Here is a 12,177-nt window from a genome sequence, read left to right on the forward strand (position 1 = left end):
ATGACTTCTTCGCGCTCGGCGGCAACTCGCTGTCCGCGATCCGCATAGTCGCGGGCTTGCGGTCCGCGCTCGGAGTCGCGGTGTCACTGCGTGATCTGTTCGAATCGGCGACCGTCGCCGCCCTCGATCAGACCCTCGAACGCCGCGGACCCGGGGATCTCCCGCACAGCTCCCTGTCACTCGGGACAGTCGCCATCGCCGCCGTGCGCCGAACGGACCCGATCCCGCTCACGCCCATACAGCAGGGGCTGTGGACCGTGAATTATCTCAGCGGCAACCGCCCCGACTATCTGATGACCACCGGACTCGAACTGCACGGTCCGCTCGACATCACGGCGCTGGATGCGGCCGTGAATGATCTGGTCGAACGGCACGAAATCCTGCGCACCGTGCTGCCGTACGCCCTGGACGGTCCCATCCAACGCATCCTGCCGATCGGGTCCGCACTGCCGGACTTCCGGGTTGTGGATATCTCCGGCGGCGAAAACGTCGATAGTGCAATCGATTCCGAGCTGCGACGAGGATTCGACCTCACCACGGAACCACCCCTGCGCATCCGCCTCTACCGCTCGGGCCCCGAGCACCACATCCTGCTGGGCGTCATCCACCATGTCGCCGGCGACGGCGAATCCCTGCCTGTGGTCCAGCGGGACCTGCTCACCGCCTACCGTGCCCGTGCTGCCGGTCAAGCGCCCCAATGGTCCACCGCGGCAACACAGTTCGCGGACTACACATTGTGGTTGAGGCGATTGCTCGAGCCCGGGGGCGCGCACGGCCGCCTGCTGGCCCGGCAGGCGCGCTACTGGCGCACCGCACTCGACGGGCTGCCACCACATCCGGTGCTACCCACTGATCGTCCGCGCGCCGAACGCCGGGAGAACACCGCGGCGGCCGTCCCCGTCCACCTCGACGCGGCCACCCACCGCGCTCTCGCCCACGCCGCCCGCGCCCACCGCGCCAGCATCTACATGCTCGTCCACACCGCCCTCGCCCTTGCCCTCTACGAGCGTGGCGCGGGCCCCGACCTGCCCATCGGCGTCGCCCTGAGTGCCCGCGACGCCGAGGGCCTGCAGGACCTGGTCGGCTGCGTAGTCGACACCGCGATCGTCCGCGTCGACCTCTCCGGCGACCCGCCCCACTCCGACCTCGTCCAACAGGTCCGCGAACGCGTCCTGGCCGCCTACGACAACAAGGAGTTCCCGTTCGACAACCTCGTCGAACTCCTCAACCCACCCCGCTCCCGAACCCACCACCCACTCTTCCAGGTCATGGTCACCTACCTTCGCGGAGCCGAAATCGCCACAACCGGAACCGAACTGACCATCCGCCACCGCCCGGTCCCGGTCCGCCACACCCCCTGGGAACTCCTGCTCAACCTGCGTGAGGAGTACACCCCCGACGGCGACCACGCCGGGATCCACGGCGAAATGATCTACGCCGCCGAACTTTTCGACCACGCCACCGTCGAATCCATCGTCACCGCCATGGCAACCGCCCTGGAGACGCTGAGTTCCGAACCGGCGAACAGAGCATAGCGGTGTGCTCATTCGCTGTGCATTGGCGTAGCCACCCGCGTTCCAGACGATCCGTGGAAGTGATTGGGCGAGACAGCCTGCCGCACAGGGATTCCGGACTCTGGTTGGGATGGCCGATCAGTTACGCCGCCACGCGACCGTCCCTTCGGTCGTGGGCCAACCGGTTCGAAACCGATAGCTGACAAGGTTGGGCCGAGCGTCCGGCATGGCCAAGAACGTCTCCGATCAGGCCGGCGGCTGATCTGAGTCGGTGATGCGAGTCGCGGTGGGCGCACCCCAGGTGGGGAGCCGAGCGGATCTCCCGTGAGCTCACCGTACGCGGCATCGTCGGCTCCGAGGCGATGATCCGCGCCGTCGGAGGTGGACGCCCGGCGCATTGAACCGCTGGTTCTCGGAGGTGGCCTGGCAGTAGTCCTGTTCGAGGTCGACAAGCCCGTCGGGACGGTCGAGCTCGAACCTGACGGCCTGTGGCAATTTTCGACAACGGGGTAGCGGCACGCTCGCGTCCGCATTAGTCTGGTCAAACTCGAATTCGAATCGAGTACGACTAATATCATCTGGACCGCATGCGGCCCTCGATCCACAGGAGTACGTCTATGGGCACCAAGCGAATCGTTTTCATCGGGGCCGCGGGAGAGATGTGTCGGCTCGCCATCGAACGGTTCGCCGTCGCTGGTGGGGACTGGGAGCTGGCCCTGTACGACATCCGTCCTGAGCTGCTCGATCAGCTGCTGCAGCGGCTGCCGTCCGGCCTGGCGACCGCCGCGCAGCTCGACCTGTACGACCGCGACGGGCTTCGCAAGGCCATCGAGGGGGCCGCGCTGGTGGTACTCGGCGCCGGTCCGTACATCCGCACCGCAGGCCCCGTGATGGAAGCGTGCCTGGAGGCCAAGGTGCCCTATCTCGATTTCGACGACGATATCGAGAGCACCCTGCACGCGCTGTCCCTGCACGACGACGCCCGAGCGGCCGGAGTGCCGATGTACATCGGCTGCGGTGCGTCGCCCGGCTTCACCAACGTGCTGGTAGCAGACGCGGCCGGCGAGCTGGACCGGGTCGACAACATCGACGTGTACTGGGTAGTCGGCGATGAGCGTGGAGCCGTCGGCCGCGCGGTTCTCGACCATATGCTGCGGGTCGCCGCCGGCCCCTGTGTGACCTGGGAGAACGGCGGACCGGTGTTGCACCAATCCTGGGTGGAGACCCGCTGGACGGAGCTGGGTGCCGGATTGGGGCTGACCATGGTCCACGAGACCGCGCACCCCGAGCCGGTGACCTTGCCGCGAAAGTACCCGGATGCCAAGAACATTCGCTGCTTCGGCGGGCTCGATCCGGCCCCCTACAACGGCATGGTCCGCGGCGTCGGTCTGGCGGTGCAGAAGGGCGACATGCCGATGAACAAGGCCATCGACTTCTTGGAAGCCGTGATGACGAACAAGTTCGGCAGCGTGCAGGGCTGGCGCAAGGTCCTGTCCGGATTGCGGAACCTCGTGCGTACCGGTGAGGCGACCCGCACCGAGCTGGTCAACTTCCTGGCCAAGGCGGCGGTGGGCCATACCTTCCCTCACAAATCCGCCCTGAAGGTCGAGGTGACCGGCCTCCGAAATGGCGTGCCCACGGTGGTCAGCCGCCGTACTCCAGTGAGTGGACCTGGCACCTATCTGTTCACCAATATGGCCGCGGCGACGGGAACGGCCTGCGCTGCGTTCATGGTGGTGGCACTCGACGAAGAGCCCGGAACCCGCACAGGGGTATTCACGCCTGAAGAGTGGGCCGAGCCGGAGCGGTTCTACAAGGCGCTCGAACGTGTCGGCACCCCGCGCGAGGAGATCTTCGAAGTCGCGCACTAGGTGTCGGTTCATCGACACGTCAGATATCGAGCCTCGAAACAAGGTTGGTCATGGATCTCACAACCGCACTGTACGCACTCGCCGATCTCCTCATGATCGTCGCCGGATTCACCACCGGCTGGAAGTTCATCCGGAACTACAGAAACTACTTACTCGGCCTCGAATGGATCATCGTCGCGACCTCGGGAACCAACTTCCTCATCTACGGGCTGGTTGGCGCCAACGAAACCAGTCCGATGTATCACCTCGCCTTCTTCTTCGATGCGTTCTCCCGGTCGGTCGGAATCACCGTGATCCTCGTCCTGGGTCTGATGCAGGTCACCCACGGGTTCAAACCTTCGCTTGCCGTCGATATCGGCGTCTTCGGGCTGGCCATCGTGGGCGGACTGGTCATGTCCATCTACGCCGGTGAACTCGGGCTGGCCGGGGCCATCTTCTATGTCGTGATGAACGCCCTGACCACCCTGTTCCTGCTCTATTTCGCGTGGCGGCTGTGGAATATCGGTGCGCGCGGCAACGCGATTGCGGTAGCGGCCGTCTCGGCCGCGGCAGCCGCGATCGCCGGAATGTACGACTTCTACCGCATACCCGGCGACGACGAGCACCACACGATCTTCTACATCCTGGCCCTCACCACATGGGCCTGCCAGATGGTCGTGTACTACTTCGGCTACCGCGCGCTGCAAAACAGCAATGACCGAATTGCAACTGGTCGAGCACCAGGGTCCTCGGTCGCGAGTTCGGCAGTAGTTCTCGACTGAGTGGATGCACTGGCGAGACTCGGGGGTGTTCGGTTCCCGACCGAACGCGCCCGGCGACCCGGTGGGTCCTGTGCGGCAACGCAATTCGGCCGACGATCCAGAAGAGTCCCGGCGCGGACCGAGTCGGCAGGGTAACGATCCCTGCCGACTCGGCCGGCGGTCGAAACGGTGCTGCCTTCCGAACAATGTCAGTTCGCTGCCCGGCGCCCGTCCATCAGGTCCTCGGCCAATGCCCTGAGGCGGATGGCCGGTCCACCGGTCGGGTAGATCCCGCCGACCGCGAAGGCGCCGACGATGGCGAGATGGAGCTGATCGGCGAGCCGATCACCGTCCGGGACATCGAGCCGTGCCGTCAGCGCGCGGAGCCGACGCGCGAGTTCGCGTTCGTGCTCGGCGCACCGCTGCCGGATCTGCTCCGATTGCGAAGTGCTGAATTCCGCGGCTGTGTTGACGAAAGCGCAGCCGCGGTAGCCCTCTCGCGTCGCCACGTCCTGGATCCAAACGAGCTGGGCATCGAGTTCGGCCCGTGCGTCGGCGTGGCGCGACGCGGTCTGGTCCCAGCGGGCCCAGAACCGGTCGTCGCGCTGCTGCAGCACCGCGAGAACGAGGTCGTCCTTGGTGGGGAACCAGCGATACAGGCTCGCCTTCGCCATCCCCGCCCGTCGCACCACCTCATCGACACCGATGGCGCGTACACCGTGGTCGTAGAAGAGGTCGGTCGCGATGCCGACAAGCTTGTCGCGCACCGCGATTCCGCGTAGCTGCTTGGGCTTTTCGGTCACGCCGGATCCGTTGCGTTCACCGTGATCGCGGCCTTGCCGAAGCCACGCCGGTCCTTGACCCACTGCTGGGCATCGGCCGCCTGGGTGAGATCGAACTCGGCGCCGACGGCGACGCGCACCGCGCCCGAATCGACCAGCTCCGCGATGGCTGCGAGAGCCGTGGGATCGGGTTCCACCAGGCATGAGGCCGCGCGGATACCTCGCTCCGCCGCGGCGGCCCGGTATCCCTTGACCGACCATGCGGTCGCCAAGGCGATCGCGCCTCCGGGTGTCACGCGGTCGAACAGCGAAGCGCCGAAATCGAATCCGACCAGATCGATCGCCGCGTCGACCTTCCCGATTGCCGTGACAGCATCCGGATCGGTGTAGTCCACGCAGGCGTGCGCGCCCAATTCGTACAGTGCGGCATGGTGATCGGGACGCACCAGGGCGGTGACCGTGGCGCCGCGCGCGACCGCCAACTGCACCGCGAGGTGACCCACGCCGCCGGAGGCGCCACTGATCAGAACGTGCTGACCGGTGCGTGCCCCGACCGCGTCGAGCATCTGCCAGGCCGTCAGCGCGGCCATCGGCAAGCACGCCGCCTCCGTGAAGGAAGCCGACTTCGGCATCGGCACAAGGTGATACGCGGGGACCGTCATGTATTCGGCATACGTGCCCGCGGGATAGGGGAACCAGGCCAGACCGTAGAGGCGGTCGCCCACGGCATAGCGGGTCACTCCGTAGCCCACCGCATCCACCACACCGGCGACGTCCCACCCGGGGATGCAGGGCAGCCGCATGGACTGCTCGTAGCCGGAATTGTTGCCGGTATGCATGTCGATCGGGTTCACACTGGTCGCCCGCACCGCGAGACGGACCTCACCCGCGGCGGGCTCCGGCCGTTCGACGTCGGCGATCTCCAGTGGTGATCCCCAGTTCTCGTGCCGAGCCGCGCGCATGGTGGTGGTGCTCGGCCGGCGAGCGCCGACGATCATGACGCCCGCACCAGGGCGCTCGCGTCGACGCCGCACTGACGGGCTACCCCGGCGACGTCGAAGTGGAAGCTCTCCCAGCTCACCCGGCCGTCCCGGAAGCGGAACAGAATGAAGACCGGCACCGAGACCCGATTGCCGTTCGGCACTGCGCCATTGAAGGTGAACGCCGGAGTGAAGGCGATCCGGCCCCAGCAGCACAGCGTCTCATCATCGAGCCCGTGGCCGTCCAGCCGGACCTCGTAGTCGGGCGCGAACGCGAACCATCCCCTGATCGCGCCCTCGACCCCGGCTCCCGCGTAATGGGATTCGAGCGACGGCGATTCGAGTACGGCGTCCGGGTGGTACACGGCCATCGTGGCCGCTAGATCCTGTCGGCTTTTCGCCTCTGCCAATCGTTCGACGATCTGGACGGCTTCCCGCACGTCCAGTGCCTGCGCAACCATGTTCGACTCGCCTCCATCGGGCCAAAATCGAGACTGATCTGTCTCGATTTCAAGGTAGCGGCGCGGCCGCGCACGCGTCAAGACTGGCGTGCGTCGAGCGGCCGTGGACTTCGCATGCCGGTCAATGCGCCCGGATTCGTTGGTTCTCAACGCCTCTCACCGACTCGAGCGGGCGCGCACGACAACGGCCGCAGGTTCCCGACCTGCGGCCTTTGCCATTTCATGCCGCTAGACCGGCGCGCTGGAGGTGAGCTTCGCTAGGCGCAGGGCGCGTAGTTCGTCCGCGCGGGGGTCGGCCACCTCATGGGATTCCGGGGCGTCGAAGACGCGAACGGTGCGGGTGGTGGTGTCGAAGCGGGACCAGCCCGGGTCGCCGTGGGTGGCGAAGCGCACCCAGGCGCGATGCACCTCGTCGGCCAGGGGCTGCGGTGGGTTCGGGCCGGTCAGGGTGTGGGCGGCGGCGAGTTGGTCGAAAACGAAAGGGACCTCGATGACGTGGCAGGCACCGAGGTCGGCAATGGCTGAGCGCCAGGCGAATTCGTAGACGTAGGCCGGGTTGCCCGCTGCGGCGGTGGATTCCGCGATGCGCATGGCGTCATCGCGGAAGACGAGGTCGGTGAGGACGGCGGCGAACACGTCCCCGGGTGTGGCGTCCGGGCGGTTGGCGGCGTAGCGCTCGGCGACCGACGGATCCAGACCGTAGCGCGCGAGGAGATGCGGCAGCGTCCGGTCGGTGATTCCGGCGGCGAGACCGGAGGGGAAGGTGAAGAATCGGAATTCCTCGGCGGTCCATCCGGTGAGCAGGGGAACGGTCCGATCCGGTTGGGCGGCAAGGATATCCGCCGGACGGTCCGGGATGACATCGCCGTCGATCATCGGGAAGAAGCTCATGATGCCGAGTCCGCTGGCGACGATCGACGCACCCCAGCGGTCCGGATCCGGGTCGGTCATCAGCGCCAGGGCGAGTGCATCCTGGGCGCTGCGCAGCTCCTCCGGCCCGAGCCGGCCGAAGGCGGCCGTGGTCGGTTCGATGCCGAGCAGATCGGCCAGCTGCCGCGCCACCTTGCCCGCGTCCTCCGCGGTGGCGACCGCGGAACCATTGGCGCTCTGTGCGATCGCGCGCCGGAACAGCCCGCGTGCCCGCGGTGACGCCAGCAGCGCCACCACGCTCATCCCGCCCGCGGATTCGCCGAAGACGGTCACATTGCCGGGATCGCCGCCGAAGGCCGCGATATTCTCGCGCACCCACTCCAACGCGAAGATCTGGTCGCGCAGACCACGATTCGACGCCGATCCCGGAACCGCGGCGAACCCGGAGATGCCGAGCCGGTAATTGATCGACACCACCACGACGCCGTCGCGCGCGAAGGCGGTGCCATCGTAGATACGCCGGGCGTTCGACCCACGGACGAACGCCCCGCCGTGAATCCACACCAGCACCGGCAGACCGGACCCCGTGTGATCGGGGGTCCACACATTGACGTTCAGATACTCGTCGCCGGGGATCCCGTCGCTGCTGATGAGGGCGTGAATCGGTGCCGGATACGGGGATTGCACACAGGTGGGTCCGAATCCGAGGGCTTCGCGCACCCCCGACCAGGCTTCGACCGGTCGCGGGGCCTCGAACCGGGCGGGCCCGATCGGCGCTGCCGCGTAAGGGATGCCGAGGAAACGGGTGACGCCGCCCTCGCGCGCACCCAGAACCTTGCCGCCGGTGACGGACACGATCTCTGCCATCTTGAACTCCTTCGCCGACTTCAACTATCGCGCAGCGATCGCTGGGTGGACCCGATTCCGAGTTTTCCGGCTGCGGTGCGCGCGACTCGACGCATGGGCGCGAGACGCGCGCCGAGGAGCGGGCGGCGCGGCGATTCGGCGGAACGGTAAGAGACACGTGGCGGACCGGACGTCTCGTCTCGCGGATTGCTTCCGGTTATCGGACCACTCACCGAACCGACTCATCGTCCCGGAATCCCGGTGGCGGCCTCCGCGGACGTCAGAGCAGTGCGGGGTGCTCATGAGCGGCTTCCCAGTCGGAATTCGGCTCGGCGCCGGCTTCGTCCCCACCCCGGACTGGATTCGGCTGCTGGTACAGCACCAGCCGATCTCGGTCACCATAGATGCCACGCGCGCGCTCGCTGAGGGCGGTCGCCGACCGGGCCGTTGCTGGTGAGGCTGGTGTGGTCGCTGGGGGCACTGCGCGGGTTCGCGGTTCCGGCCGCGGTGGGCACCAATCCGCCGATCGGGCATACCCGTGGTTACGATCGGGGTGTCGGAGCCCAACTCGTCGAAGCAAATGAGCGGGCATGGTCGAACGGGAAAGTAACGGTACGCAGCCTGACCTGCGGATAGGGGTCGCCGAGGAACTCGCCGCGGCCGGGTTGGACGATGCCCTGGAGATCGGGCGGGGTGGTTTCGGGGTCGTCTACCGGTGTCACGAGCATTCGCTGGATCGGCTGGTCGCGGTGAAGGTGCTCGATGCGCGGTCGAGCGGGGATGAGCGGGAGCGGTTTCTCCGGGAACAGCGGGCGCTGGGCCGGTTCGGCGGGCATCCGCACATCGTTCAGGTGCTGTCCGCCGATGTCACGGTCACGGGTCGGCCGTATCTGGTCATGCCCTTCTATACGCTCGGGTCGCTGCAATCGCGGATTCGGGAGCGGGGGCCGCTGCCGTGGCAGGAGGTGCTGTCGGTCGGGGTGAAGATCGCCGGTGCGCTGGCGGCCGCGCACGGGCACGGGATGGTGCATCGCGATGTGAATCCGGCCAATATCCTGCAATCCGACTATGGCGAGCCGTTGCTGAGCGATTTCGGAATCGCCCGCATCAGTGGGGCTTTCGAGACCCGGTCCGGACTCATCGCCGGGACACCGGCATTCACCGCGCCCGAGGTGCTGCGGGGAGCCGAACCTGCCGAGGCCGCTGACATCTATGGCCTGGGCGCCACCCTGTTCTGCCTGCTCACCGGGCACGCCGCCTTCGAACGCCGCGAGGGCGAGTCGATGGTCGCGCAATTCGTGCGGATCACCTCCGAGCCGGTGCCCGACCTGCGGAACAGTGAGGTACCGGCAGCGCTGTGCTCGGCGCTGGAATCCGCTATGGCACAGGATCCTTCGGACCGGCCCGAGACCGCAAGGGAGTTCGGTGACCGGCTGCGCAATATCGAATTCGCCTCCGGGCTCGTGGTCGACTCGATGGCGCTGCCGGCCGACGCCGGAGCCCGGACGGTCACACCGCCTGTTCCCGTCCCGCCGCCGCGTTCGAGCCCGGCGCCGGCACCGACGCCGTCCACCCGGTACCGTCCGCCGAGCGCGCCGCGGCAGCCGGTACTGCGTGGGCGCCTGCTCGACCGGCTGCGGGAGGGGCAGGGCCGGCGGCTGGTGCTGATCCACGGCCCCGTCGGATTCGGGAAGAGCACGCTGGCCGCGGAATGGGTGGATGTGCTTGCCGCCGAGGGCGTTCGAGCGGCCTGGCTCAGCGTGGACGACGATGACGACAATGTCGTCTGGTTCCTGACCCATGTGGTGGAGGCGATCCGCTACGCCCATCCGGGTGTGGCCGCGGATCTGGAACAGTTGCTCGAGGAGCATGCCAGTGATGCCGCGCGCCACGTCATGACCACCCTCATCGACGAGATCCACAACAGCGGCCAGAACGTGGCGCTCGTGATCGACGACTGGCATCGGGTGACCAGCGCCGCGACCGTGGCCGCGATGGAATTCCTGCTCGATCACGGCTGCCACCACCTGCGGGTGATCGTCACCAGCCGCCACCGTACCGGACTTCCGCTGGGGCGCATGCGGGTTCGCGACGAGCTCACCGAGATCGACGAGTCCGCACTGCGATTCGACGACGCGGAAACCGCCGCGTTCTTCGCCGACGCCAGCGGGCTGACCCTCGGCGCGGCGGAGGTCGAGCGACTGCGCGAATCCACCGAAGGGTGGGCCGCGGCACTGCAACTGGCCTCGATGTCGCTGCGCGGGCGCGACGATCCGGGCGCGTACATCGATCAGATCTCGGGACGGCACTACGCCATCGGGGAGTACCTGATGGAGAACGTCGTCGACACCCTCGAACCCGAACTGCTCGAATTCGTCACGCGGACATCGGTTCCGGCGCGCGTCAACGGTGAGCTCGCCGAGGTGCTGACGGGCGTGAGCAACGGCCAGGACATGCTCGAACAGGTGCGGCAGCGAGATCTGTTCCTGCGCAGCATCGACGACGATCTGCGCTGGTTCCGCTACCACGCGCTGTTCGCCGACTTCCTGCGCGAGCGGCTGATCCGGCAGTATCCGGGACTGCTCGAGGAACTGCACCTCACCGCCGCGCAGTGGTTCGAGGCCCACGACCTGCTCACCGAGGCCGTCGATCACCTGCTCGCCGCGGACGAACCCCAGCGGGCCTGCCGGCTGGTCGCCGCGCACGCCGGGCAATTGATAGAGCAGTCGCGCATGGGGACCCTGCTCGGGCTGGTGGCCAAACTGCCGGGTTCGCTCACCGCGTCGATTCCGCAGCTGCAGCTGAACATCGCGTGGGCGAACGTAGCCATACAGCGCCCGGCCGCCGCGGAGACCGCCTTGGCACGCGCGGAGACAGCGCTCGCCGCGGCCCGCGACCGCGATGGCGAACCCGTCGACCTCGAACTCGAGATGAAGCTGGTGCGTATCAGCCTGGCGCTCGCGACCGACCAGACGACGGTACTGGCGCCGGAGCTCGCACAGGAACGGGATTCGGTGCGGCCCTTCATGGCCCACGGGCTGGCAGTGGGGGCGATGATCTCGGCGCTGTATCGCTTCGACTTCGCCGAGGTGCACAGCTGGTATCGCTGGATCGAACCGTACCGCGACCGGGCGCGCGGACCGTTCGGCCCGGTGTACTGCGACTGCGTCGACGGGAGCGCCGCCACCGAACAGCTCGATGCCGGCACCGCCGAGGCCCGGTTCCGCACCGCGCTCGGTCAGGCGCTGCAGACGGGCAGGCAATCGCAGGCCACCCGGCTCGCCAGCGCGCTGCTCGGCGAATTGCTGTACGAGAAGGGCCAATTCACCGAGGCCGAGGAACTGCTCGCGGGCGGGCTCGGCGTCGAGGGCGGGGCGGTCGAGTTCCAGATGGCAGGCTACGGCACCGCCGCCCGCCTGGCCGCGGTGCGTGGCGATATCGACGCCATGAACGAGCGATTGGACGAGGGAACCAAGCTCGCGGCGAACATGATCCTGCCGCGGCTGGCAGCGCGCATGATCAACGAACGCATCCGGCTGGGGCTGCCGATCACCGACACCGACCGCCGCGATCTCGAAAACCTCGAGCCGTATACCGCCCACCCCGATGCTCCCACCGCGGTGGCCGCGGAATTGGCCCACGACTCGGCCATCCGGCTGCTGCTCGGCAAGGGCACCCCGGCAGCGACCGACCAGGCGTGCCGGCAAGCGCAGCGCCTCGTCGACGTGATCTCCACCCAGAACCGCCCACGCGCGCTCACGAATGCCGAACTCCTGTACGGCTGTTGCCTGTCGGCCGCCGGCCGGATCGCGGACGCCGCGACGTTCCTCGAGCCGACCCTGACCCGCTGCGCCGAACAAGGCCTGGTGCGCCTGGCCGTCGACACCGGGCCGCAGCTGCAACCGGTAGTCGAAACCCTGTACGGCGCAACGACATCAGCCCAGCACCTGATTCGAGCATTCCTCCGTCACGTGCTCACCGAGTTCGAAGACGTACCGCTCCACCGCAACAACTCACCGGAAAATGGCTGACACGGCACGAGTCAGATCGAGCGGTGCCTGGTCGAGGCGCCCGCGGGGGATGTGCTGGACAAGCTGGATGCCGCGCTCGAGT

8 protein-coding genes (1 of these 8 running past the window's edge) are annotated in these 12,177 nt (G+C 67.5%); 4 read left to right on the top strand and 4 right to left on the bottom strand.

Going from position 1 to position 12,177, the window contains the following annotated elements; genetic code table 11:
* From ABZV44_RS23555 to ABZV44_RS23565, 3 genes are all read left to right on the top strand, one after another.
* On the top strand, window positions 1-1,535 hold the end of the coding sequence (locus tag ABZV44_RS23555; RefSeq protein WP_354839982.1) for an amino acid adenylation domain-containing protein. Its footprint begins 5,974 nt before the window's first position; 1,535 of the gene's 7,509 nt are visible here — the last part of the coding sequence; its start codon lies off the left edge, out of view; it ends in the stop codon at window positions 1,533-1,535.
* 596 nt (window positions 1,536-2,131) lie between these two features.
* Window positions 2,132-3,385, top strand: coding sequence for a saccharopine dehydrogenase NADP-binding domain-containing protein (locus ABZV44_RS23560; RefSeq protein ID WP_354839984.1), 1,254 nt, complete (start codon window positions 2,132-2,134; stop codon window positions 3,383-3,385).
* A 50-nt stretch (window positions 3,386-3,435) separates the two neighbouring features.
* On the top strand, window positions 3,436-4,146 hold the full coding sequence (locus ABZV44_RS23565) for a transporter (protein WP_354839987.1): 711 nt from the start codon (window positions 3,436-3,438) through the stop codon (window positions 4,144-4,146).
* Between the two features lie 188 nt (window positions 4,147-4,334).
* Here ABZV44_RS23565 and ABZV44_RS23570 read toward each other — a convergent pair whose 3' ends face one another.
* From ABZV44_RS23570 to ABZV44_RS23585, 4 genes are all read right to left on the bottom strand, one after another.
* The gene (locus ABZV44_RS23570) at window positions 4,335-4,928 is read right to left on the bottom strand and encodes a TetR/AcrR family transcriptional regulator (RefSeq protein ID WP_354839990.1); all 594 of its coding nucleotides are present in this window, start codon (window positions 4,926-4,928) and stop codon (window positions 4,335-4,337) included.
* Complete coding sequence (locus tag ABZV44_RS23575; RefSeq protein ID WP_354839993.1) at window positions 4,925-5,905, bottom strand: NADP-dependent oxidoreductase; 981 nt, start codon at window positions 5,903-5,905, stop codon at window positions 4,925-4,927. The genes ABZV44_RS23570 and ABZV44_RS23575 overlap by 4 nt, the downstream gene beginning before the upstream one ends.
* Complete coding sequence (locus tag ABZV44_RS23580) at window positions 5,902-6,348, bottom strand: nuclear transport factor 2 family protein (protein WP_354839996.1); 447 nt, start codon at window positions 6,346-6,348, stop codon at window positions 5,902-5,904. Before ABZV44_RS23580 ends, ABZV44_RS23575 begins: the two co-directional genes overlap by 4 nt.
* 228 nt (window positions 6,349-6,576) lie before the next feature.
* On the bottom strand, window positions 6,577-8,085 hold the full coding sequence (locus tag ABZV44_RS23585) for a carboxylesterase family protein (RefSeq protein WP_354839999.1): 1,509 nt from the start codon (window positions 8,083-8,085) through the stop codon (window positions 6,577-6,579).
* Between the two features lie 569 nt (window positions 8,086-8,654).
* Between ABZV44_RS23585 and ABZV44_RS23590 the strand changes: the two genes are divergently transcribed.
* Complete coding sequence (locus ABZV44_RS23590) at window positions 8,655-12,095, top strand: protein kinase (RefSeq protein ID WP_354840002.1); 3,441 nt, start codon at window positions 8,655-8,657, stop codon at window positions 12,093-12,095.
* Window positions 12,096-12,177: the final 82 nt, after the last annotated feature.

It is taken from the genome of Nocardia sp. NPDC004860 (assembly GCF_040609015.1).
Classification (GTDB): domain Bacteria; phylum Actinomycetota; class Actinomycetes; order Mycobacteriales; family Mycobacteriaceae; genus Nocardia.